Annotated in this window: 23 protein-coding genes; 6 read left to right on the top strand and 17 right to left on the bottom strand. The window is 55.1% G+C overall.

Going from position 1 to position 22249, the window contains the following annotated elements; translation table 11 throughout:
* The first annotated feature begins 447 nt into the window (after nt 1–447).
* The 4 genes from ehuB to ehuA all read left to right on the top strand — a co-directional run bounded on the left by ehuB (nt 448) and on the right by ehuA (nt 3568).
* Nucleotides 448–1314: an ectoine/hydroxyectoine ABC transporter substrate-binding protein EhuB gene (gene ehuB, locus AC1RSM_RS02155; protein WP_492929029.1), complete on the top strand. Its 867-nt coding sequence runs from the start codon at nt 448–450 to the stop codon at nt 1312–1314.
* 102 nt (nt 1315–1416) lie between these two features.
* Nucleotides 1417–2088: an ectoine/hydroxyectoine ABC transporter permease subunit EhuC gene (ehuC, locus tag AC1RSM_RS02150; protein WP_492929027.1), complete on the top strand. Its 672-nt coding sequence runs from the start codon at nt 1417–1419 to the stop codon at nt 2086–2088.
* A gap of 2 nt (nt 2089–2090) precedes the next feature.
* Nucleotides 2091–2783 carry an ectoine/hydroxyectoine ABC transporter permease subunit EhuD gene (ehuD, locus tag AC1RSM_RS02145; protein WP_492929024.1) on the top strand — a complete coding sequence of 231 codons (693 nt, stop codon included), beginning with the start codon at nt 2091–2093 and terminating at the stop codon, nt 2781–2783.
* Nucleotides 2780–3568, top strand: a complete 789-nt coding sequence (ehuA, locus tag AC1RSM_RS02140; RefSeq protein ID WP_492929022.1) for an ectoine/hydroxyectoine ABC transporter ATP-binding protein EhuA — start codon at nt 2780–2782, stop codon at nt 3566–3568. The genes ehuD and ehuA overlap by 4 nt, the downstream gene beginning before the upstream one ends.
* Before the next feature lie 86 nt (nt 3569–3654).
* Here the strand turns inward: ehuA and AC1RSM_RS02135 are convergent, their stop codons facing one another.
* From AC1RSM_RS02135 to AC1RSM_RS02090, 10 genes are read right to left on the bottom strand one after another with little or no spacing between them, the layout of a single operon-like run.
* On the bottom strand, nt 3655–5295 hold the full coding sequence (locus AC1RSM_RS02135; protein ID WP_492929019.1) for a thiamine pyrophosphate-binding protein: 1641 nt from the start codon (nt 5293–5295) through the stop codon (nt 3655–3657).
* An 11-nt stretch (nt 5296–5306) separates the two neighbouring features.
* Nucleotides 5307–6773, bottom strand: a complete 1467-nt coding sequence (locus AC1RSM_RS02130) for an aldehyde dehydrogenase (RefSeq protein ID WP_492929017.1) — start codon at nt 6771–6773, stop codon at nt 5307–5309.
* Between the two features lie 12 nt (nt 6774–6785).
* Nucleotides 6786–7577, bottom strand: a complete 792-nt coding sequence (locus AC1RSM_RS02125) for an aspartate dehydrogenase (protein WP_492929013.1) — start codon at nt 7575–7577, stop codon at nt 6786–6788.
* Between the two features lie 9 nt (nt 7578–7586).
* Nucleotides 7587–8381 (bottom strand): SDR family oxidoreductase, encoded by a 795-nt coding sequence (locus AC1RSM_RS02120; protein WP_492929010.1) that lies wholly within the window; start codon nt 8379–8381, stop codon nt 7587–7589.
* Nucleotides 8378–9205: an alpha/beta fold hydrolase gene (locus AC1RSM_RS02115; protein ID WP_492929007.1), complete on the bottom strand. Its 828-nt coding sequence runs from the start codon at nt 9203–9205 to the stop codon at nt 8378–8380. Before AC1RSM_RS02115 ends, AC1RSM_RS02120 begins: the two co-directional genes overlap by 4 nt.
* 28 nt (nt 9206–9233) lie before the next feature.
* Nucleotides 9234–9998: an ABC transporter permease gene (locus tag AC1RSM_RS02110; protein WP_492929005.1), complete on the bottom strand. Its 765-nt coding sequence runs from the start codon at nt 9996–9998 to the stop codon at nt 9234–9236.
* On the bottom strand, nt 9999–10784 hold the full coding sequence (locus AC1RSM_RS02105) for an ABC transporter ATP-binding protein (protein WP_492929003.1): 786 nt from the start codon (nt 10782–10784) through the stop codon (nt 9999–10001).
* On the bottom strand, nt 10777–11787 hold the full coding sequence (locus AC1RSM_RS02100) for an ABC transporter substrate-binding protein (RefSeq protein WP_492929001.1): 1011 nt from the start codon (nt 11785–11787) through the stop codon (nt 10777–10779). Before AC1RSM_RS02100 ends, AC1RSM_RS02105 begins: the two co-directional genes overlap by 8 nt.
* A 23-nt stretch (nt 11788–11810) precedes the next feature.
* The gene (locus AC1RSM_RS02095) at nt 11811–12413 is read right to left on the bottom strand and encodes a cupin domain-containing protein (protein WP_492931413.1); all 603 of its coding nucleotides are present in this window, start codon (nt 12411–12413) and stop codon (nt 11811–11813) included.
* A gap of 43 nt (nt 12414–12456) precedes the next feature.
* The gene (locus AC1RSM_RS02090; RefSeq protein WP_492929000.1) at nt 12457–13506 is read right to left on the bottom strand and encodes a porin; all 1050 of its coding nucleotides are present in this window, start codon (nt 13504–13506) and stop codon (nt 12457–12459) included.
* A 209-nt stretch (nt 13507–13715) separates the two neighbouring features.
* On the opposite strand from AC1RSM_RS02090, the gene AC1RSM_RS02085 reads away from it, so the two are divergent.
* Nucleotides 13716–14525: an IclR family transcriptional regulator gene (locus tag AC1RSM_RS02085; RefSeq protein WP_492928998.1), complete on the top strand. Its 810-nt coding sequence runs from the start codon at nt 13716–13718 to the stop codon at nt 14523–14525.
* Between the two features lie 63 nt (nt 14526–14588).
* Here the strand turns inward: AC1RSM_RS02085 and AC1RSM_RS02080 are convergent, their stop codons facing one another.
* From AC1RSM_RS02080 to AC1RSM_RS02055, 6 genes are all read right to left on the bottom strand, one after another.
* Nucleotides 14589–15206, bottom strand: coding sequence for a DUF2239 family protein (locus tag AC1RSM_RS02080; RefSeq protein WP_492928996.1), 618 nt, complete (start codon nt 15204–15206; stop codon nt 14589–14591).
* Nucleotides 15207–15444: 238 nt separating this feature from the next.
* On the bottom strand, nt 15445–16368 hold the full coding sequence (thpD, locus tag AC1RSM_RS02075; protein WP_492928994.1) for an ectoine hydroxylase: 924 nt from the start codon (nt 16366–16368) through the stop codon (nt 15445–15447).
* A gap of 18 nt (nt 16369–16386) precedes the next feature.
* Entirely contained in the window at nt 16387–16779 is a 393-nt protein-coding gene (locus AC1RSM_RS02070) for an ectoine synthase (protein WP_492928992.1), read from the bottom strand.
* Entirely contained in the window at nt 16779–18086 is a 1308-nt protein-coding gene (ectB, locus tag AC1RSM_RS02065) for a diaminobutyrate--2-oxoglutarate transaminase (protein ID WP_492928990.1), read from the bottom strand. Before ectB ends, AC1RSM_RS02070 begins: the two co-directional genes overlap by 1 nt.
* Before the next feature lie 95 nt (nt 18087–18181).
* Entirely contained in the window at nt 18182–18739 is a 558-nt protein-coding gene (gene ectA / locus AC1RSM_RS02060) for a diaminobutyrate acetyltransferase (RefSeq protein WP_492928987.1), read from the bottom strand.
* Nucleotides 18736–19263, bottom strand: coding sequence for a MarR family winged helix-turn-helix transcriptional regulator (locus AC1RSM_RS02055; protein ID WP_492928985.1), 528 nt, complete (start codon nt 19261–19263; stop codon nt 18736–18738). Before AC1RSM_RS02055 ends, ectA begins: the two co-directional genes overlap by 4 nt.
* Nucleotides 19264–19607: 344 nt before the next feature.
* Here AC1RSM_RS02055 and yddG point away from each other — a divergent pair, with 344 nt between their 5' ends.
* Nucleotides 19608–20495: an aromatic amino acid DMT transporter YddG gene (gene yddG, locus AC1RSM_RS02050; protein ID WP_492928983.1), complete on the top strand. Its 888-nt coding sequence runs from the start codon at nt 19608–19610 to the stop codon at nt 20493–20495.
* A gap of 179 nt (nt 20496–20674) precedes the next feature.
* Here the strand turns inward: yddG and tldD are convergent, their stop codons facing one another.
* Nucleotides 20675–22135 carry a metalloprotease TldD gene (gene tldD, locus AC1RSM_RS02045; protein WP_492928982.1) on the bottom strand — a complete coding sequence of 487 codons (1461 nt, stop codon included), beginning with the start codon at nt 22133–22135 and terminating at the stop codon, nt 20675–20677.
* Between the last annotated feature and the right edge of the window lie 114 nt (nt 22136–22249).

The raw sequence follows: 22249 nt of genomic DNA, 5'->3' as shown, positions 1-22249 counted from the left end.
GCCGCCAGACACTGGTACTTGGCTACTGGCGCCGCTTATGGCACCAGACCGTGCAAGGCCACACAGAGCCTGTTGGCAAATGTGCAGCCCAAACCAGCATGGGTAGAGGGCCCGCATTTACGTGCCCTCTAAAAGGGTGTTGGCGTGCCATCAGGCACGCCAAACTCATTTATGAATCGATCCAGGGTATGCAGAACATAGGCGCTTTTCTACGAAGTAAGCGCTCTTTAATCCTAGGGAGCATAGTAAAAACGCGCCTTCAAGACACCGCGCATTTTCCCTAAGCCCTGTTTCCCGCCTTATTTATAAATACTACTCATCGCTGCGCCCTGATAGTTTCTACACATTTAATTTGAGTTCAAATGATTTTATGCGCTATGATTTCTTAGCAAATCTTTCGTAAAACAAATCATTTATAACGAAATGGTATAGGCGAAAAAAGGACTCATGATGAAACTACAATCCAAGCCCCTCTACGCGATGGCCCTTGCCCTGCTGGGCACCTTGGCGACCGCCTCCAGCGTCCAAGCCGTGACCCTGGAACAAGTCAAAGAGCGCGGCGTGATTCGCGTCGCCGTTGCTAACGAAATTCCTTACGGATACATGGATATGTCCGGCAAAGCTCAAGGCGCCGGCCCTGAAGTGGCCCAAGCCATCATGGAGCGTCTGGGCGTCAAAGAGATCAAATGGGAAACTGCCAACTTCGGTTCGCTCATCCCCGGCTTGCAAGCCAAACGCTTTGATATGGTGGCCGCCGAGATGGCGATCCTGCCGCCGCGTTGTGAAAAAGTGCTGTTCTCCGAGCCCAATAGTTCCTACGGGGAAGGCTTGCTGGTGGCCAAAGGCAACCCCAAGAACATTCACTCCTACGAAGACTTCGCCAAGACCGATCACACCATTGCCATCATGGCCGGTGCAGATCAGCTGGAGATGATGCAGGCTTTGGGAGTGCCCGACAATCGCATGGTCACTATCTCCAATAATGCTGACGCAATTTCTACCGTGTCCACAGGCCGGGCCGATGCCTATGCCGCTACCGGCCAGACTGCCAGTGACCTAGCGTCCAAGAGCAAGGGCAAAGTGGAGCTGGCCGCCGAATTCAAAGATCCCATCATCAATGGCAAACCGGTACGGAGCTGGGGCGGCTTTGCCTTTGCCAGCGAGTCCCAGGACTTGCGTGATGCCGTCAATAAAGAGCTGGCCGAATTCAAGAAAACCGACGAATGGAAAGCCATTCTGAGCAAGCACGGCTTTACCGAAGAGGATGCCAAGCACTCTTTTGAACAATCCACGGAACAGCTGTGTAAAGCCTGATCCTTCACCTGCCGGTGAGGTGGCCGCACTGGCCAGCGCGGCCCCTGACAAGGGTCGGCCAGGCACCGACGGTGCGCCGCCCGCCCTTGTCTGGAATTTGATATGGATTGGTTAAGCTACAGCTCGGCCCTGATGGAAGGGGCCTGGGTCACGATTCAACTCACGTTTTACTCAACGGTATTAGGGGCCATCGCCTCCTTTGCCCTGGGGATAGGTCGCCTGTCCCACTCTTTTGCCCTGCGCAGCCTGTCCATCACGGTGATTGAGGTATTCCGGGGCACTTCCTTACTGGTACAGCTGTTCTGGCTGTACTTCGCCCTGCCCATTCTGGGTGAGTCGCTGGGTTTGGACTGGCGTCTTGATCCGGTGGTGGCGGGCACCTTGGCCCTGGGCTTGAATATCGGGGCTTACGGTGCCGAGGTCGTGCGCGGCGCCATCCAAGCCGTGCCTCATTCCCAACTGGAAGCGGCCAAGGCCCTGGACTTTACTGATCGCCAAACCCTGTGGCGCATCAGCCTGCCCCAGGCCATTCCCGAAATGATGCCCAGCTTTGGCAATCTGGCGATTCAGAACCTGAAAGATACCGCCCTGGTCTCCTTGATCAGCCTGGGTGACTTGAGCTTTCGGGCGGAACAAATACGCAATTTCACCCAAGACAGCACCACCATCTACACCCTGCTCTTGCTGATGTACTTTGGCATGGCCCTGGTGCTGACGGCCTTGATGAAATTACTGGAACGCGCAACCGGCCGCTGGCGTGCGCAAAGGAGCTGAACATGCTGTTTGGTATTGAATGGGACACCAGCAGCAATGGAGCCTTTGCCCTCTCCATCCTGCCCATCCTTTTGAAAGGCCTGTGGGTGACCGTCCAAGCGGCGGTACTGGGTTTTGGCGTGGCCGCTGTGCTGGGCTTGATTCTGGCGGGCCTGAAAAGCGTGCGCCTGCGCCTGATTTCCTGGCCCGCCTACGTGCTGACCGAGTTCTTGCGCGACACCCCTTTGCTGGTGCAATTGTTTTTCCTGTACTACGTGCTGCCGGACTACGGCATTGTGCTGCCGGCCTTTTTAACCGGTGCACTGGCCTTGGGCGTGCAGTACAGCGCCTACCTGTCCGAGGTCTATCGCGCCGGGTTGGAGTCCGTCACACACGGCCAGACAGAGGCCGCACGGGCGCTGGATATTTCCCCCTTGCGCACCTTTATGGTCATCACCCTGCCCCAGGCCATCCCGCGCATTATTCCCGCTATGGGCAACTACCTGGTGTCCATCATGAAGGACGTGCCCGTTCTGTCCGTGGTGTCGGTGTTGGAAATGCTGAACGTGGCCAAGATTATTGGCGACCGCACCTTTAACTACATCATTCCCCTATCCATGGTGGGCGGCCTGTATTTGCTGCTCACCCTCTTGGCTTCGGCCGGGGTACGCACGCTTGACCGGCGTTTGCCCAAGCAAGGAATACCACTACGATGACTAGCGCAACTGAAAGCCCCATTATTCAATTTGAAAACGTCACCAAAAAATTTGGTGACGTGACCGTGCTGGATGCCTTGAACTTTCAGGTGGAGCCCGGAGAAAAAGTCACCATTATCGGCCCCTCCGGTTCAGGCAAATCCACCGTGCTGCGTATTTTGATGACGCTGGAAACCATTGATGAAGGCCTGATCACCGTGGCAGGCAAACCGCTCTGGCACGAGCGGGTCGACAACAAACTGGTGCCTGCCAGCCAGAATCACCTGCGCGAAATGCGCAAGGAAATGGGCATGGTGTTCCAGCAGTTCAATCTGTTCCCCCATATGACGGTGATGCGTAACGTCACCGAAGCACCGACTCACGTGCTGGGCTTATCCAAAGAACAGGCCCGCGAACGGGCCACCAAGTATCTGGATCTGGTGGGCCTGATTGATCATGCGGACAAGTTTCCCAGCCAGCTTTCGGGTGGCCAGCAACAGCGAGTGGGCATTGCCCGTGCTCTGGCCATGGAACCGAATATTTTGCTCTTTGATGAGCCGACATCCGCACTGGACCCGGAGTTGGTGGGCGAGGTGCTGGGAGTAATCCAAAAGCTCAGCCAAGAACAGGATCTGACGATCTTGCTGGTGACCCACGAAATGCAGTTTGCCAAGGAAGTGTCGGACCGGGTCTGCTTTTTCGATAAAGGCGTGATCGTGGAATCCGGCCCGCCAGAGCAAGTCTTCTGCAACCCCCAGGAAGCACGTACCCAAGCGTTTTTGAGCAACTTTATTCAGGCAGCCTGATCCGCTGCCCTGCTTTTTTATTATTTCTGAGTAGACTGAAACGGGGTGGCCTGCTTATGCAGGCCACCCCGTTTTCACAGAGCAGATTAGTACAGCTTTTTCTGTGGTGGGCCGGCGAAATTCAGCGGCCCAATGCTGTGCATGTCCACTTCAACAACGGATGGTCCTTGATGCTCGATGGCCTGCTGCATCACCGTTTTGAACTCATCCAATGAAGACACCAGATAGCTTTGGCATCCCATTGCACTGCCCACATCACGGTAGCTGGGCGTATGCAGTTGGTTGTAATACTGCCGGTCGTCAAAATAACGCTTCTGGATGCCGCGCATCACGCCATAACCACCGTCATTCATCACCAGCAAAACCAGATTGCTTTGCTCTTGAACCATGGTGGCCATTTCACCAATACCCAGCATCAAGCCACCATCGCCCACCAGCGCCACCACTTTCTTGTCCAGGTTCGCTTTAGCGGTTCCGATCGCGTGTGCCAAGCCCAAACCGATGGCTCCCGCCAGGGAATGAATGTTTTGCAAAGGTGCTTGCACGGGGAACAGGCGACTGCCCCAGGTACTGCCCGACATGGTGATATCACGCACCAAGATCGCATCCTCGGGCATGGCAGCACGCAGTGCAAAACACAGCTCTGCATACGGCCCCAACTGTTCGGTCAACTGGGAGATGGCGGCTTCACGGGCCTGGGTAATTGCAGCCTCATAGGCCGTATCGACAAAGCTGTGACCTTGCAAATCCTGCACCAATGCCGTCAAGGCTTCCTTGGCCTCTGCACATACAAACTGGCTGATGGCGTAGTTGCGCTGCTGAGCCGCCGGGTTCGCATCAATTTGTATGGTGTTGGCAGGAAACTGGATGGAATAGGTTTTGGTTTCATTGCTGCGCAAACGCGAACCGACCACCAAGACCAGATCCGCGTCGGCCAACAAGGTTTCCACTTCGGCAGCATTGTGAAACGCCCCCAAGCTGCGAGGGTGGCTATCTGCCAAGACACCACGCGCATGAGTGGACGACACAACCGGGATGCCCATGTCGGCCAACTGACGCACGGCTTCACCCGCTTTTAGGGTTCCGCCCCCTATCCAGAGCATGGGACGTTTTGCCGCTTTCAAGGCTGCGGCCAAACGACTTCTGTCGCGCTCTAGCAAAGCAGGTAACTGCAAGGGGGAAACGGGTTCCAATGAGACTGGCCAGGCAATCTGTGCCGCCTGCACATCAATAGGAATCTCGACACTCACCGGTCCCATGGGTACGGTGGTCGCAACGCGGATGGCCTCTTGAATCATGCCCACTGCGTTTTCAGGACTCGTGATGCGATAGGCCGCTTTACTGGACGCACGCAAGAACCCCAGCTGGTCTTTGGCTTCATGAATAAAACTGGCGTCTCTGTCCAGATACTCGCGTTCCACTTGGCCTGTTAAATGCAGCACAGGACTGGCAGCGTTGCAGGCTTCGATCAGCGAGCCCACGGCATTACCCGCTCCTGCTCCGGTACTGGTCAGGGCCACGCCTAAACCGGTGAAACGTGATTCTGCGTCGGCCATTGTGACGCTGCCAGCCTCGCCCCTGGCGCACACAAACTGCACCTGCTTGCGGCGGCCCAGCGCATCTGCAATGGGCAGGTTGTGAATGGAGATCACGCCATACACATTGCGTACCTGATGGTTCTCCAGCACACGGGCAATGGCCTCACCCACGGAAATGGTTTCTGTCATGTTTGCGTCTCTCATCCTTCACACCACGGATCAGGCTGTGTACTCAGCCCCATATAAATACTTTTCTGCTGCATGTAGGACACAATGCTCAGCCGGCCCTTTTCTCTACCCACACCACTTTCTTTAAAACCACCAAAAGGCGTGGAAATAGAGAATTTCTTGTAGGTATTAATCCAGACCGTGCCTACGTCCAATGCCCTGGCCAATTGCCAAGCCTTGCGGTAGTTTTCAGTCCAAATGCCGGCGGCCAATCCATACACGCTGCCATTGGCTTGCTGCAGCAAGTCTTGCTCGTCCTCAAACGGCAATACCACCAGCACGGGGCCAAAAATCTCTTCCTGACACACGCTAGCTTGGTTGCTCAGCCCGGCAATAATGGTAGGCGCGTAGTAACTGCCTTGCGCCAGTTCACCGTCGCTCAGACGGTGCCCACCGACCACAATCTGCCCGCCCTCTTGCTCGGCCCGTCGCACATAGGCGTCAACCGAATTCAAGTGTTTCTCGTCAATCAATGGGCCAACTTGAGTCCTTGCATGCTCTGGATGCCCCACACGCAGCGCTTGTGTTTTAGCGACCAGACGCTGCATAAAGGTCTCATACACTTTTGCGTGTACAAACAAGCGCGCACCCGCAATGCAGGCCTGTCCTGAGGAACTGAAAATACCGTAGATCACGCCATTTACGGCCAGATCCAGATCAGCATCTTCCAGTACCACAGTCGGCGATTTGCCACCCAGCTCCAGGGATGTGCCAATCAAACGTTCTGCGGCGATATGAGCCAGCTGACGCCCGGTGCTCGTCCCGCCTGTGAAGGAGATTTTCTTCACTAGTGGATGCTGCACAATGGCATTCCCCACCACTGAACCCTTACCCGGCAACACGCTTAATAAGCCAGGGGGCAGTCCCGCTTCTTCAAACAAGCGCGCCAGTTCCAAAGCGATCAAGGAGGTCGCTTCAGCCGGTTTCAGGATCACTGCATTACCCGCTGCCAGGGCCGGTGCCAATTTCTGTACTTCAGACGCAATAGGCGAGTTCCAGGGGGTAATGGCGGCCACCACGCCCAAGGGTTCATGCACGCTCATGGTCAACCAGTCTCTGGATCGGGCATTCGTCAGCTCCGTATCCAGGGTTTCCAGACAGGCTGCGGTATAACGGGCCGTGGCTGCGGCACTCATCACCAGACCGCGCGTTTCTGCCAAGGGTTTACCGTTGTCGCGTGTTTGCAAAGCAGCCAGCTCGCCCACATTTTTCTCTATCAGATCGGCCACTTTGTACAGCACCCGAGCCCGCTCCACGGGCAAGCTATTGCGCCAGGATGGCTCTTGCCAGGCCTGATGTGCCGCTTGAATAGCCTCTTCCACATCTTCCAGGCTGGCGGTTGAGAATTCGGCATTCACGCTACCGTCTGCGGGGAAAATGCTGCGCGCAGCCTTCCCCCGGCCTTGCCGCCACTGGCCGGCCAAAAATAATGCTTTCATGTTGTTCTCCGCCTAGATGACTAGGGCGTCACCCAGTTGATAGCAAGCGCGCACCACACTCAGTGCCGCCAAGGTAGACGTTTTAGGATTGCTGGCCAAAGCGACGCCCTGCATTTCTATTTGCATCTCACCAAACGCCCCTTCCACACGGATACGGTGCTGGTTTCGTGTCATGGCAGGGTCAGCAATCAGTTCAACCTGTGTCGCATCCATACCTACACCCGCCAAGGCAATGGTCGCTGCCACGTTTGCATTCGCCGGAAACTTCTGTGCGGCCTCACGCGCCGAACCACGGAAAAATACGGTCGCTTCCGTCAGAGCATCCAGATCGACCAATTGCTCGGCATAACTGCCTTTCCAGCTGGCCGGTTTTTTGCGCCCCTGATAGACCACACTATCCAGGCCCATTGTTCGTGCAGCAGCGATGCCATCGATGCCCGCAATGGCCCCTGGCAAAATCTGCAGTTGTGCGCCTTGTGCGATTGCGAACTCACGGATTTCCTGTTCAAACGCACTGTCGGCAAAAGCCCCCACCGAAATCACCGCCAAGGGCAATTGACGCTGCAAGATGGCCTTGGCATGTGCTTTCAAACCGGGCTGTCCCGCCATCTCCAGCACCAGGTCTGGCGTACCGACCATCTCCTCCACGCGGCTGATCACCTGCACAGCAGGCCCGACTTCTTGCTGCGTGTCGGCCACACCGGCCTCAGTGACAATCACCCATGCCAACTCAATGGATTCAGGCAAGAGGGCATGCACCGTTTTTGCCATGGCCCCATAGCCAATAAATGCTACTTTTTTCATCGTTCTGCCCTAAATTTCCTGACTAAATCCGCCAGATACATCAATCACTGATCCCGTTGTGTAGGAAGACAACGGCGACGCTAAAAACACCAAAGCGCGGGCCGCTTCCACAGGCTTGCCCAAACGCCCCATCGGTATGCCGCGCTTGCGGGCTATACCGGCCAGCCAGTCCTCCCAGCTTTGATCAGGATCGGATCTATCCAGGTAGCGACGCTGCCACTGCCCGGACTCCACCATGCCAATCAAAATGGAATTCACTCGAATGCCTGCCGCAACAAACTCTTTGGATATACCTTTGCTCAAATTCAACAAGCCCGCTCTGGCGGCGGAGGTGGCAATCATGTGCGGCTCAGGCTTGTACGCCAGCAATGAATTCACATTGGCAATGGAGGCAATGCCGGACTGACGTAAATACGGCAAGGCAGCACGCACAGGATTGAGGACGCTGAAATACTTCAGCTGTACTTCCCTCATCCACTCTTCATCCGAGGTGTCTTCAAAGTTGGCTACTTTGCCCTGGCCTGCGTTATTGATCAGCATGTCCACACCGCCGAAACGCTGCGCCACCTGATCAATAAATTGTTTGACGGCATCCGCATCCAAAACATCGCAGCACTGTATGTGCAATCGATCTGGCTCGAAGCAGGCCGCCATCGCTTTCCAGGAATCCTCCAGACGCACGGCGTCCCTGCCGCACCAGGCAACGTGTGCACCTTGCTCCAGCAATAGCCGGACGGTTTCCAGACCTATGCCTGAAGAGCCTCCCGTCACAACGGCCACTTTGCCGCTCACTTGAAAACTCATGTGTTGCTCCCCTTCTGGCCCTGCTTGGCATGATCAAAGACCAGGCGATCAAATAGCGCGGGCTGATCCACGTACAACAAATGGCCAGCTTGCGGCACTGCCTGTAATTTCATTTGTGGATACGTTTGCTGTAAGGCCTGCATCCCGGCAGGTGGCGTAATGCCATCTTCCGTGCCGTACAAGACCTCTATGTCACCCCGGATAGCCGGCAGGTAATCATCGATGCTGTCGCAAGCCAAGAGATAGGACGATGCCTTGAATCCCTCCAGGCGCAGCCGTTTCATTGCCTGCGTCACCATCTGCATGTTCTGAGGTGTCGCTTGCCCCAAGAGGAACGGCCCGCGTTCTTGCGCCATGGCTTCCGGGCCCAGCGCTTCGAGCAGGCGCGGACGTTTCTCGTACACCTGCTGTTGCTGCTCTGCCGAGGTCTTGCCATAGCCCTGTGCCACGCTGGCCAACACCAAGCGCGACACATCCTCCGGATACAGCGAGGCGTAAGCACTGGCCATTAAGGCGCCCAAGGAATGCCCGACCAGCGTGAAGGCGGGCAAGCCCGCTTCGTCTACCAAGGCTTTGAGTGCGCGAGCGTAATCGGCAGCGCTGGGGGTGGCCGAGGCCAAGGCGACACTGTCGCCATAGCCCGGCGCATCCCAGGCGATCAGCCGGTTTTTCCCGGCCTGACTGGCAAATTGCTTGGCCCAGAGCCCCGCACCCGAACTGATGCCGTGCAGCAAGACGTACACATCGCCTTGCTGCTCCCCGTTATCCCAATACGACAGACCGCAAGCCGTCTGGCGCATCGCACTGTGTGTGCTCAGTGGCATGTTTTGCCTCCTACTTTCGTGCGATGGCTTATTTCTTGGCCGCTTTTGCCGACTCGTGCCAAGGGATCACGACTTTACGCAGTGAGCCTACGGTGAAATACAGCACAAAACCGATCATTGCCAAAAGAATCACAACGGCAAACAAGGTATCCACTTCCAGATCCTGCAGCTTGATGGTGGCCAAATAGCCCAGGCCACGTGAACCCGCCACAAACTCAGACACCACTGCACCAATAATGGCCAGCACAATCGCCATTTCCATACCCGTCAGGATGTAGGGCAAGGAGGCAGGGATCACCAGCAGTTTGAAACGCTGCCACGTACTTGCCTTACCCACCTGGAACACTTCAATCAGGCCGGTATCAACAGACTTAGCACCCAGGTAGCTATTGGAAAAGACTGGGAAAAATGCCAACAGCGCCGAGATGATGATCTTGGATTCAATGCCAAAACCGAACCACAAAATGAACAGGGGAATCAGGGCGACTTTAGGCGTCAGCTGCAAAGCAATCACAAAGGGTTTGAAGATCGTATCCAAGATGGCGATCCGGCCCAGCAACTGCCCCAGCAACGTTCCCACAATAACCGCGATACAAAAGCCTCCCAGGCACTCGGCCAAAGTGGTGTAGATGTGATAGTAGGTATCATCGCGCTGCATCAGTCGTACCAAGGCATGCAACACATCTTCCGGTGGTGGCAAAACCAGGGGCGACACGTCAAAGCCACTGACATAGGCTTTCCAGAGCAGGAAAAACACCAGCACGGAAATGATTTGAATAAGTAGACGATTCACTTACAACTCCAAATGCTGACGCAGTTCATCACATAAACGGGCGAACTCGGGATCACCCAAAAAGTTTGTGCGCGGACGCTCCAGCGTAATAGGAATTTCGGCTACCACGCGCCCTGGGCGCGCTGACATCACAATGACCCGATCCGCCAAGTGCACAGCTTCACTAATAGAGTGCGTAATCAGGAAAGCACCAAATTTCTGGTCCATCCAAATACGCTCTGCATCAGCAATGATTTTTTCCCGGGTCAAGGCATCCAAGGCCCCAAACGGTTCATCCAGCAGCAATAAATCGGGCTGGGAAAACAGGGCGCGTGCAAAAGACGCGCGTTGACGCATCCCGCCGGACAGCTCGGCCGGGCCTTTGGTTTCAAAGCCCTTCAAGCCCACCATGTCGCACAGCAACAGCGCTCGCTTTTCATCCTCAGCACTGAAACTGCCTTTTTGCATCAGCTTGGGCAGCAAGATGTTTTTCTGGATATTCATCCAGGGCAAAAGCCGGTGCTCTTGAAATGCCACACCGATATCGGGCGTTTTCTTGTCGGCAGTAGCGGGCCAGTTCACCTGCCCGGAGGTGGGCTGTTCCAAACCACATAACAAGCGCAACAAGGTAGACTTGCCGCAGCCTGATGGACCAATTACCGCCACAAACTCACCGGCCATGATGTGCTGGTTAATGTTTTGCAAAGCAATGGTCGTACCTGTAGAGGTCTCAAAATGCTTGGAAACATTGTCAAAACGAACGATGGGCTGTGCGTCAGTGGACGGATTTTTTGCTAGCTCAGACAACGGTAGACTCCCAGATGGCATTGGTATAGAGCTGTCTGGAGGTTTCCTTCATCAGACCGGCACCCCGCAACAAGCGAGTCGCTTCATCCCACTGTTCAGGCACATTACGCAAGACATTTTCTTTGCCGTGCGCCAACCACAACTCACGGTTGCCTTTAAGGTCGCCCAGGGCAATGTCTTCTTTTTCAATACCAGGCACATCAAAGCGACGAGCAATGGTCCGGATGACCTCCAGCAACTGCGCGTCGTCCATATCCGCCATAGCCAAAATCGCAGTACGGGTGCCTTGCAAAAATGCGACGTGCTGTTCGCGGTTGGATTCCAGATCCTCTTCGCTGGCCACATAGACTTGACCTGGCACACCGTCATCCACAGCCAGCGCCACCAAAGGCAGTTCTGCAGCGCGCAGGCGCGATACCGTACTGGCATTGCCAAAAAATGCGGCAATACGGCCTGCTTCTACCATCGCGAATGACGCCGGGCCGTCAGCAACACGCTCACGACGCACCGACTTGGGGTCCACACCCGCTTTGGCCAGCATCAAATTCAAGGTGGCCTCCATAGAACCGCCGAATGACGCCACGCCAACCACTTTACCGGCCAGCTCTTTCACGTCCCGGACAGGATGGCTTTCGGAGGAAATCACCACGAAAGGTGAAATCTGCGACACCGTGCCAAAGGCCAGAACATCAGAGTTGTCTTGGGCGCGGGCGGCCAGATAGTTGGCACCACCGGTACGGCCAGCTTCTACCTGCTTGGCCGCAACCAACTGGATAGCTTGACCGGCACCCCTGCCTACTTCCACTTTGACGTTCACGCCCAGTTTCTCGAACCCACCCGACGCGCTGGCGTACAAGACAGGCGCAAAGGCCAAAGACAGTGTGAAAGGGGTCAGGTAAGTATAGGTACCCCTTGCCTTGGCAAAGGCCACGCTGGAGCTCAGGGGCAAACTCATTGCCCCCAAGGCGCCGGCGCTATAAACCAGAAATTTCCTGCGGTTCATATGGGATCTCTCCTTGATAGGATTTAGGTAGGCTGCTTGTTTTGCGCAGCGGCCTTTGCCTGCATACGCAGCTTCTTGGCGGCCGTCAGCGGATGGTCTTCAGGGTAGTCAGGCAAATCAGGCCGGTTCGCCCCCAGCATCACGCACATCAAGGACTCTTCTTGGCCTTCGTTGCGCAATCCACGGTACACACCCGGTGGCACCGAAATAACGTCACGTTCGTTCAACACCACTTCGCAACGCTCGCCCTTATATTCCAGGAATAGACGGATGCTGTCGCCACGTAAAATGAAAAAAGCTTCTTCAACGTCGTGATGCACATGCAAGGGGCCTTCACAACCTGCAGGCAAAATCATGGTGGAGAAAGTGAAATGTTCTGCCGGAATGACGTTGTCGTCATGGGTCACGCCCGCTGCGCCTGTACCGATGTAGCGGGTTTGCGCACGGCGGTAAGTAGGGTCCACCTCTGCTTGCCAGCCCAGTGCATTCCAATCGTACTGACGGGTTTTGCGGCGAGCAATGCGTGATTCAATCCAATCTTGCAGACTTTTGTCTTGTGGACGCTTCCAGCTCGCAAATAGGGGAGATTCCTGATCGGGAACCGGCACGATTTGTTCTGTTGTCATATCACTCATGGCTTTCCTTTCTACTTCCAAAACATCAAATCAATCAAAATGAATGCTGCAGCCCAACACCGAGCTGGTGTTTGCGCTGTTTTTCGTCAATAAAGTGGTTACGCACGCTGTACACGTTGCCCATCGCGTAGACATTGGTGCGTTTAGAGAGCTGATAACGGTAGCCTGCGGCAAAACCGCCATTGTTCGAGAGCATGGCGCGCTGATAGCTCAGCATGGCCGTGCCTCTTTTTCCGGTAGGAATGGATGCGCCAAGCGTAAAGGCGCGGTCTTTATCGCCGCCTGATTTCACATAGCCAGGCGCCGGGTTCAGGTTAATGTTGCGCTGCTCGTTATAGCCGCTGAACAAACGCACGACGCCAAAGTCGTAGGACAAACCGAACTGCAAGTTTTGCGCCTTGCGATTATTGCTGTCTTTAATCGGGTTCAAGCGCTCGTAAGTCACAGCTGCTTTCAAGGGACCATTGCTATAACGCAAGCCAGCGGTCAGTACACGGTTGTTATTGGACGAGCCAAAGGACTGTTCATCAGCAGTCGAAAAGCTGTAGCCAATCCCGGCCTCAAGCCCGCCAACAATGGGGGTTTGGTAGGTAACGGCATTGCTTAAGCGGCCATCTGCACCGTAGTCGCCGCTTTTATATCCAAAGGTGGAACCGATGCCGTTACCGGACCAGGCCACGCCAAACGGGCTGGCAATAAAGGGCGTCCACGAATAGCCAAAAACGGTTTGACGGCCAAACTTCAGCTCACCAAAACCACCCTTTAAGCCCAAGGTTGCTTGCCGCCCAAAAAGACGGCCCTGGGTGGAATTACCCGTTGTGGTCAACAAGCCGCCTTCCATCTGGAAGGTCACGGAATAACCATTGCCCAGGTCTTCGCTGCCGCGAATACCAAAACGCGATTGACCCGCAATACCACTGGCCATCCCAAAATTCTTGCTGTCGTCCAACTGTTTTTCCAAAAGCAGGCCGCTATCCAGCAAACCATATAGCTGCACGCTGCTTTGCTGCGCCAAGGCTGCACCGGACCCGGCACATGCCATGGCCAATACCCCTGCTACTACCCCCACTCGTCCTTTGCTCATCCCCACTTCCTTTTGTTTCACTAATGGAATGCTGTTTTATATTAGGAACAGGAAGTATAAAATCATTTAAACTTCGAAAGACATAAGTAGAAACCCTTTAGGCATGAATCACTTCAGGCAGACAAAGCGCTGTCTGTCACAATGACGCCCCCCACTCTTATACTTAGCCACATCAACTAATCCGCTGTGACCAACACCGAAGAGAGCTTATGAGTACGACTTTGCCGGCACAACAAAACTACACCGTGCCTGGGCTGGAGCGCGGCCTGCGTTTGTTATTCGAATTCAACCGGAATGAGCAGACCTTGACGGCGCCCGAGCTGGCCAAAAGGCTGGAACTTCCCCGCACCACAACCTTCCGGTTGTTGGCAACGCTGGAGAACCTGGGCTTTGTACAGCGCGTGGAAGGCGGCCACACCTACAAATTGGGCATGGCCATTTTGCGATTGGGATTTGAGTATTTAGCCTCCCTGGAGTTGACCCAATTGGGCACCCCCATCTTGGAGCGTGTGCGAGATCAGACCGGGCTGTCGTGCAACCTGGCGATTCAAGACGAACATAGCGCCGTCATTATTAGTAAAGTGGCCGCCCCCACCCCATTTGTCAGCACCGTGCATGTAGGCACCCGTTTGCCCTTGCATGCCACCCTGCTGGGACGGGTGCTCTTAAGTGATATGAAGCCAGCTGATTTGCTGCAGCTGTATCCCGAGGACACACTGCCCCGGTTTTCTGAACGTACCCCCACCACGACAGCCATGCTGTACGAGCTCATCCGCCAAGATGCGGAACGCGGCTACGGATACGACGAAGGCTATTTTGAGCCTGAGGTCGGTAGCGCAGCCGTCCCCATACGCAATAAACAGGGCCATATCGTGGCCGCTCTGGGGGTGACCATCCCGGTCAGTTATCTGCGTTCCGGTGAGCTGGATACTTCTGTGCTGGTCAACACGGTGAGCAGCGCGGCCACCGAACTGTCCCAGTTGCTGGGCTATCACAGCAGCTCCGCCCCTAGTAAATAAATAAACAAGCCCCGCCGACGAGCGGGGCTTGTGGAAAACAGCCATCAACGCTTTGCTAATGTCTTATTCGGCTGAAGCGGAAACCGAAACTTGCGCCAGTTGCAGGGCATGATCCCGGACATCTTCAGGCCAGACAGCCAGTAGTTCTTTAAAGCGCTCTAGCTCATTGGCAAACAAGGCTCGCATCGCTTCTTCAAAGCCGGGCAAATCGCCACCAATAGCCGTCATGAAGTTATACGTGCGTTCCTGCGCCTGACGGCGCTGATCTTTGACCGCGCTGGCGCGTCGCGCCTCTTCAACCAGCTTGCGCAAAGCCACTGAGGCGCCTCCGGTCTGGGTCGCCAGCCAGTCCCAATGCCGTGGCAGCAAGGTTACTTCGCGTGCAACAACACCTAGCTTGGGGCGGCCCCGCCCACGGGGGGCGTCAACATCCGCTTCACTTTGTACTGCTTCTGGCTCCGGGGTGCTGAGAGGCGCATAACGCTGGGCCAGCTCCTCTGGCGTACCTTGTGTATTCACATCCACAAAGCTGCCTGTCACATCGTCAAAGATCAGAACCGGATCATTAGTTTTGCTTTCCAGCACTTTTTTAACAGCCAATACATTCGCAAGTATGGGACCGGACGCGATGCGGCGGTGGCCCATGAAGCTGGTATAGGTATGGGGATAAATCCTTGTCATGGCAAACCACGCTTTCAAGTAGAAAGATGCTATTTTTACCCGGATGATATTAACCAGTCAATATTACCCGGATGAAAATAAAAAAACTGTTGTTAATCCGTTTTCAAATAGCTTCGTCATGTTCACAGCAGCGCCCCACCCTTCCGGCTATCGTTACCCATAAAAAAACGCTCCCAGGATGAATTCCAGGGAGCGTCTTATCCGGCTCAGTCTGCACACAAGGCACAGACGGTCATACTTAAGATTCCAGTAAAGACCCGGTTAAGGGAGTCAGTACCGGAAACTGTCCACGCGTGGCCACATGAGGTGGCCGCGGAGTCAGTCCCTGCTTGGGATCACCCACGCAATTTTCCACACTGTTATAGACCGTGAACACATTGGCTCGCGGCCAAGGGGAAATATTGCTGGCCGAACCGTGCAAGGTATTGCAGTCAAAAAAGATCACCGAACCGGCTTTGGCCGTGATGGCTTCAATACCACCTTGATCCACCAACAAACGCAAGCTGATAGGATCGGGCACGCCGTACTCCTGTTTGCGCAAAGACTCTTTGTAGTGGTCATCCGGAGTCTGGCCGGTGCACGAGATGTACTGACGGTGTGAGCCAGGAACCAGCATCAAGGGCCCATTGCACACATTATTGTCCGTCAGCAGTACCGAGCAGCTTAGCGCACGCATCTGCGGCATGCCGTCTTCAATATGCCAGGTCTCAAAGTCCGAGTGCCAATAAAACTCTTTACCCGTAAAGCCGGGCTTCATATTGGCGCGCGATTGATGCACATAGACCTCTGAGCCCAGAATCTGACGAGCCACATCCAGCACACGCGGATCACGTACCAGGCGGGCGATCAGCTCGCTTAGCTCATGTACCCGAAAAATCGAGCGCACCGCCTGACTGCCTTTTTCCACCACGGCCTCTTCGCGCGACAAAATACCAGGGTCCGTGCTCATGGCCTGCACATTACCCAGCAATGCCTGTACCTCTTGCGCATTGAACAAGTCAGGCAGCAGCAAAAACCCGTTGTCCTCGTACTCGCGCAACTGGGCTTTATTCAGGGGCTGGCTACCTACCGGGTCCGGATAAACCACCGGCTCCTGGCGGCTGACGATGGCCGCCGTTCGCTCTGTACGGGATGTGTACAGATCGCTCATGGTCACTGTCATGATGCTCTCCTTGCTTCTTTAGTCGTCAACGATGGCTGGGTAAACCCCTTTCTCATCGTGAACTTCCTGACCGGTCAGGGGAGGATTGAACACACAAATCACCCGCAGCGGCTCTTTGCCACCGCGCAGATAGTGTTCATCGTGCTGGTCCAGGGCGTAGACCACGCCGGGGCCCAGATCGTATTTCTTGCCGTCGGCAACGGTTTCGATCTCGCCATCACCCTCGATGCACCACACCGCTTCCAGATGGTTCTGGTAATGGATATGTGTCTCGGTGCCGGGGAAAATAACGGTTTCGTGAAAGGAAAAACCCATACCGTCTTTCTTGAGCAAAACACGGCGGCTTACCCAAGTATCTGTGCGCACTTCGTCGCGGGTTCCAATCACATCTTGTACGTTCTTCACCAACATTAGCGTGCACCTCCAATCTTCAAAATCTTGGCCTGCGAACCGCGCTTGGACAAGCACTGGGCCACACTGCGTTCGATGATGTCCAGACCCTGCGTCAGCTCTTCATTACTGATCGTCAAAGCAGGCAAGAGTTTCAGCACTTCGTCATGCGCACCCGACGTTTCAATAACTAAGCCTTGCTTGAAAGACTGAGCCGCAATCTCGTTAGCCAAACCTTGTCCGGGAGGCGTGACCAAACCTTGAATCAGGCCACGACCGCGCACACTCAAGCCGCGATCCGGATAGCTGTGCACCAGGTTTTCCAGCCAATCACGCACTTGACGCTCTTTGCTCTGAATTTCAGCTTCAAACTGCTCGTCAGCCCAATAGCTTTCCAGCGCCTGGGCGGCGGTCACAAAAGCCAGGTTGTTGCCACGGAAGGTGCCGTTATGCGCGCCCGGCTTCCACACATCCAATTCAGGACGCATCAAGACCAGCGACATGGGCAGGCCAAAACCAGATAGGGATTTGGACAAGGTGATGATGTCAGGGCTGATACCGGCTTGTTCAAAGCTGAAGAAGCGACCGGTACGGCCACAACCGACCTGGATATCATCCACGATCAGCAACATATCGTGCTCGCGGCACAGGCGCTGCAATTCACGCAGCCAACGCTGTGTGGCTACGTTCACGCCCCCTTCACCTTGCACGGTTTCCACGATGACCGCGGCAGGATGGTCCAGCCCACTGCTGGGGTCTTCCAGCAAGCGTTCCAGGTAAGCCATCGTGTTGACGTCTGGGCCCAAGTACCCGTCGTATGGCATGAAGGACGTATTGCCCAAAGCCACACCGGCTGCATTACGAAACTTGGAATTCGCCGTCACTGCCAGGGAACCCGTGCTGACGCCGTGGAAACCGTGCGTAAAGGAAATCACATTCTGGCGGCCTTTCACTTGGCGAGCCAGCTTCAACGCAGCCTCCACTGCATTGGTGCCGGTAGGACCGGTAAACTGCAAACGGTAGTCCCAACCGCGCGGTTTGAGCAGAACTTTGTCCACCGTTTCCAGAAAATACTTCTTGGCGCTGGTGGCCATGTCCAAACCGTGTACCAGACCGTCGGTGTTCAGGTATTCAATCAGCTTTTCTTTCAGCTGGGGATTGTTATGCCCGTAATTGAGCGTACCGGCCCCACTGAAAAAATCGATGTATTGCCTACCTGACTCGTCCTCCAAGACCGAGCCTCGGGCCTTATTGAAAATGACCGGAAAGGACCGGACGTAGCCTCTTACTTCAGACTCCATCCGGTCGAATATTTTTAAATCAGTCATATTTCCTCTCCTAGTTATAGAGCGGTGTGTCTTGAGCCGACAAACAACCATCACCGAACCAGACCGGCTCAACCGCTCTTTTGCGTAAAGTCCCCTTATCCAGAGTCCAAGGGGCCGATTCGTAATAGGGGTTCTGCCTCGTGTGCCTGATCGGCAAACAAGGCGGTGTCGAAAAATTCCTTTTCCTGCATGGGCGCTTCCCAGCGCCGGGCCATCGCGGCAAACAGGCCACGCGAGGCCAGGTTGCCGGGGCTCACCGTTGTTTCCAGATAGCGCCAGGCACGCCCGCTCAAGCGCTGTTTCAGATGATCGAGCATGGCTTGTCCCAAGCGCTGCCCACGAGCACGCTGATGCACGGCGACCTGCCATACAAAGAGCACATCGGGGCGGTCGGGGAGAAAGTAGGCAGAGATGAAACCGTCTATGTGTTCCCCGCGCTGCGCGACAACGCAGGTCTGGGAAAAATGCTCGCTGAGCAACAAATAGAGGTATTCAGAATTCAGATCCAGTGGCGGGCACTCTGCGATCAGCTGATGGATTGCAGCGGCATCACGCAGCAAGGGGGCGCGCAATACCAGCGACGGCTCACTGGGGGCCGGATCGGCAGCAGACACACTGCTGACCGAGCCGCCCGTCGCAGGCTGATCCGTCAAACCACCAACCCGGATTCAGGGGGAACATCCCCTTCCGGGACCTCAAGCAAAGGCGAGACCGACTCGCCCGTTTCCAGCACAACATCGGGGTCGGAATCCAGTAAACGGACAATGCGCTCCAAGGACAAGGTCATGGTGGCCTGCTCCAGCTCGGGCAGTTCATTGAGCGCATCGGACAATTTCTTCTGCAAGGGGGACGGCGTATCGCGTGCCAGGGTCACCCCTTCCGGTGTCGCACTGACAAACACAATGCGACGGTCTTCGCGGCCACGTTCACGCAGCACCAGTTTTTTATCTTCCAAACGATCCAGAATCCCTACAACGGTACTGGGGCTGACATGCATCTCGCGGCTGATGGCCGTCGCAGTCAGTGGACCTTTCTCGATGATGGTGCGCAGGCAAATTAACTGCGGGGCCGTGATATTGCTGTAGGCCGACAACTGCCTGGAATGCAAGGCAATGGAGCGCGTAATCTGGCGCAACGCCCGCAAAATTCGTAAATCGTAGTGTTGATCTGTGGTCATTTAATTAGCCAAACAAAATAATTCAGCACGATTAATTCGTGTTGAAATGATATGCCTAGAAAAGGTCGGCGTCAAACTGATTTACACTCAAAAACTTACGGAGCGTAAACACAGTGATCGGACTCAAAAAAAATAACAGCCGGGTTCGGTGTGAGGCAGCAGGAACATGTTTAATCGCATCCTGCCCTACCCCTTTTGTTCCACTCAGCGAGCAAGCGCTAAGGCAAAGGGCGTACGGTACACTGCGGGCTGTCCGAGCCCATTAACCCACAAGTCTCTGAACCCTGCAAAGCGGCCCATCAGGGCCTGGCCTGATAGTAGGCCATACAAGCAGCAAATCACCCATGAAGCACAGCAATAAGGCCACCCTGATCGGCCTAAGCGCCATTCTCTTGTGGAGCACCATTGTCGGCCTGATCCGCAGCGTCAGCGACTATCTGGGCCCCACGGGCGGAGCGGCCATGATCTATACCCTGGCCTCGGTCTTTTTACTTTTGTCGGTGGGCTGGGTGCGGTTGCGTTCGTTTCCGCCGCGCTACTTATGGTGCGGCAGTGTGCTCTTTGTGAGCTATGAGCTCTGCCTGGCGCTGTCGATCGGCTATGCCCATAACAGTCAGCAAGCCATTGAAGTGGGTATGGTCAATTACTTATGGCCCACCTTCACCATCGTGGCCGCCATCTTATTTAATGGTCAAAAGACAAATTGGCTGATTCTGCCCGGTCTGTTTTTATCCATGGCCGGCATCAGCTGGATATTGGGCGCTGAACAAGGTTTGAGCTTGAGCAGCATCTGGCTGAATGTGCGCAGCAATCCCCTCAGTTACGGTTTGGCGTTTAGCGGTGCCTTGATCTGGGCGGGCTACAGCACCATGACCGCCCGCATTGCCCAAGGTAAAAACGGCATCACTTTATTTTTTATGCTGACCGCACTCACCTTGTGGATTAAATACCTGGGCCAAGGGGGTGGCGAAATGGAATTCAGCACAGCAGCACTGCTGTACTTAATTCTGGCTTCCATGGCGATGGGGTTCGGTTATGCAGCCTGGAATATCGGCATCTTGCATGGCAATGTCACCCTGCTGGCTGGAGCGTCTTACTTTATTCCCGTCTTTTCAGCCGCCCTGTCTACGTTTTTACTTCGTGCCCCTTTATCTTTGGCCTTCTGGCAGGGATCAGCGATGGTTTGCGGTGGCGCGTTACTGTGCTGGTTCGCCACACGCGCAAAAAAATAAGAAAGCGGCCCAAAATAGTTAGCCAGCTTAATAAATATCAGGAATGCCAGGGAAAGGAGCGAATAAGGGTTTTTGCTGCAGTGCAAAAAAAGACCTGCTGATCTGGACAGTTGCCAAAGACTTTCCTTAGCAAGCTCCCCAATCAAGCAGGTCTTTTTAATCGACGGTCAAAAGCCGAATCAGGCCGTACCACCTACTGTCAGGTTTTCCATACGCACGGTGGGAATACCCACACCGACGGGCACGCTTTGGCCTTCCTTGCCACAAGTGCCTACGCCCGAATCCAATTTCATGTCATTGCCGATCATGGTGATTTGATTCATGGCATCCGGACCGCTACCAATTAAGGTGGCGCCTTTGACGGGGTACATCAGCTTGCCGTTTTCAATAAGCCAGGCTTCCGAAGCGGAAAAAACAAACTTACCGCTCGTAATATCAACTTGGCCGCCACCGAAGTCCACGGCATAAAGACCTTTTTTAACCGAGGCAATAATTTCCTCGGGATCTTTATCCCCGCCCAACATAAAGGTGTTGGTCATGCGCGGCAAAGGTAGGCTGGCATAGGACTCGCGACGGCCATTACCCGTCACAGCTGCACCCATCAGGCGGGCATTATGGGTGTCTTGCAAATAGCCTTTCAAAATACCGTCTTCAATCAAGACCGTACGCTGCGTAGCGTTACCTTCATCATCCATATTCAGGGAACCGCGACGGTGCTCCAGGGTGCCATCATCAATAACGGTCACGCCCTTGGAGGCGACACGCTGACCCATACGGCCTGAGAACAAGCTGCTGCCGCGGCGATTGAAGTCGCCTTCCAAACCATGACCGACCGCCTCGTGCAGCATGACGCCAGGCCAGCCTGGGCCCAGAACGACCGTCATCTGACCGGCTGGAGCCGGTTTGGCCTCCAGATTAGTCATGGCCGAGCGCACGGCTTTATCCACATAGCTGCGCAGCATATCGTCCGAAAAATAAGACAGGTCCACCCGTCCGCCACCGGCGGCCGAGCCACGCTCACGGCGTCCATTGTGTTCAACAATGACCGACAGGGACAAGTGCACCAAGGGGCGCACGTCCGCAGCCAGACGGCCATCGCTGCCAGCGACCAGCACAACGTCATATTCCGCGCCCAAGCTAGCCATGACCTGAACCACACGTGAATCAGCCGCACGAGCCAAGGTATCCAGACGTCCTAACAACGCCACCTTTTCAGGGGCAGGCAAGCTGGCAATAGGGTCCGTACCGGTGTAGAGCGTAGGCCGCTGCGAGCTGGAGGGCACCAGAATTCCACTTTTACCGGAACCACCCTGGCGAGCAATGGAGCGCACTACCCGTGCCGACGACAGCAAAGCCTCTGGGCTTAAAGAATCGGAATAGGCAAAAGCGGTTTTCTCGCCACTTAATGCGCGCACCCCAACGCCTTGCTCAATCGAAAAGCTGCCACTCTTTACAATTCCTTCATCCAGACTCCAGCCTTCACTGCGGGTGTACTGGAAATATAAATCGGCATAGTCAGCCTGATGGGTGAAGATCTCACCGAGCGCACCGGACAAATGGCTCTCGGTCAGACCCCAGGGGTCCAGCAACAGTCCACGGGCGCATTCCAGGGCATTGATAGCCGGGTCAACTAGCTTCATCGTTTATTCCTACTGACAAATCCCCGGCAAGCCAGCGGCTGCAAGGGACGAAATTGGGTACCAGGGGACGAGTTACATCCGTTCGGCTTCCGTCCATCTGAGCATTAAAACAGA

The organism is Alcaligenes sp. GW821-FHT11D07, assembly GCF_058808495.1.
The sequence above is the reverse complement of the archived record's forward strand: the minus strand, read 5'-3'. Positions and strand labels throughout refer to the sequence as shown.

Excerpts from the sequence above, each read along its gene's own strand:
- ehuB (WP_492929029.1), top strand. The coding sequence starts at position 448 with ATGATGAAACTACAATCCAAGCCCCTCTACGCGATGGCCCTTGCCCTG.
- ehuC (WP_492929027.1), top strand. The coding sequence starts at position 1,417 with ATGGATTGGTTAAGCTACAGCTCGGCCCTGATGGAAGGGGCCTGGGTC.
- ehuD (WP_492929024.1), top strand. The coding sequence starts at position 2,091 with ATGCTGTTTGGTATTGAATGGGACACCAGCAGCAATGGAGCCTTTGCC.
- ehuA (WP_492929022.1), top strand. The coding sequence starts at position 2,780 with ATGACTAGCGCAACTGAAAGCCCCATTATTCAATTTGAAAACGTCACC.
- AC1RSM_RS02135 (WP_492929019.1), bottom strand. The coding sequence starts at position 5,295 with ATGACAGAAACCATTTCCGTGGGTGAGGCCATTGCCCGTGTGCTGGAG.
- AC1RSM_RS02130 (WP_492929017.1), bottom strand. The coding sequence starts at position 6,773 with ATGAAAGCATTATTTTTGGCCGGCCAGTGGCGGCAAGGCCGGGGGAAG.
- AC1RSM_RS02125 (WP_492929013.1), bottom strand. The coding sequence starts at position 7,577 with ATGAAAAAAGTAGCATTTATTGGCTATGGGGCCATGGCAAAAACGGTG.
- AC1RSM_RS02120 (WP_492929010.1), bottom strand. The coding sequence starts at position 8,381 with ATGAGTTTTCAAGTGAGCGGCAAAGTGGCCGTTGTGACGGGAGGCTCT.
- AC1RSM_RS02115 (WP_492929007.1), bottom strand. The coding sequence starts at position 9,205 with ATGCCACTGAGCACACACAGTGCGATGCGCCAGACGGCTTGCGGTCTG.
- AC1RSM_RS02100 (WP_492929001.1), bottom strand. The coding sequence starts at position 11,787 with ATGAACCGCAGGAAATTTCTGGTTTATAGCGCCGGCGCCTTGGGGGCA.
- AC1RSM_RS02095 (WP_492931413.1), bottom strand. The coding sequence starts at position 12,413 with ATGACAACAGAACAAATCGTGCCGGTTCCCGATCAGGAATCTCCCCTA.
- AC1RSM_RS02090 (WP_492929000.1), bottom strand. The coding sequence starts at position 13,506 with ATGAGCAAAGGACGAGTGGGGGTAGTAGCAGGGGTATTGGCCATGGCA.
- AC1RSM_RS02085 (WP_492928998.1), top strand. The coding sequence starts at position 13,716 with ATGAGTACGACTTTGCCGGCACAACAAAACTACACCGTGCCTGGGCTG.
- AC1RSM_RS02080 (WP_492928996.1), bottom strand. The coding sequence starts at position 15,206 with ATGACAAGGATTTATCCCCATACCTATACCAGCTTCATGGGCCACCGC.
- thpD (WP_492928994.1), bottom strand. The coding sequence starts at position 16,368 with ATGACAGTGACCATGAGCGATCTGTACACATCCCGTACAGAGCGAACG.
- AC1RSM_RS02070 (WP_492928992.1), bottom strand. The coding sequence starts at position 16,779 with ATGTTGGTGAAGAACGTACAAGATGTGATTGGAACCCGCGACGAAGTG.
- ectB (WP_492928990.1), bottom strand. The coding sequence starts at position 18,086 with ATGACTGATTTAAAAATATTCGACCGGATGGAGTCTGAAGTAAGAGGC.
- AC1RSM_RS02055 (WP_492928985.1), bottom strand. The coding sequence starts at position 19,263 with ATGACCACAGATCAACACTACGATTTACGAATTTTGCGGGCGTTGCGC.
- yddG (WP_492928983.1), top strand. The coding sequence starts at position 19,608 with ATGAAGCACAGCAATAAGGCCACCCTGATCGGCCTAAGCGCCATTCTC.
- tldD (WP_492928982.1), bottom strand. The coding sequence starts at position 22,135 with ATGAAGCTAGTTGACCCGGCTATCAATGCCCTGGAATGCGCCCGTGGA.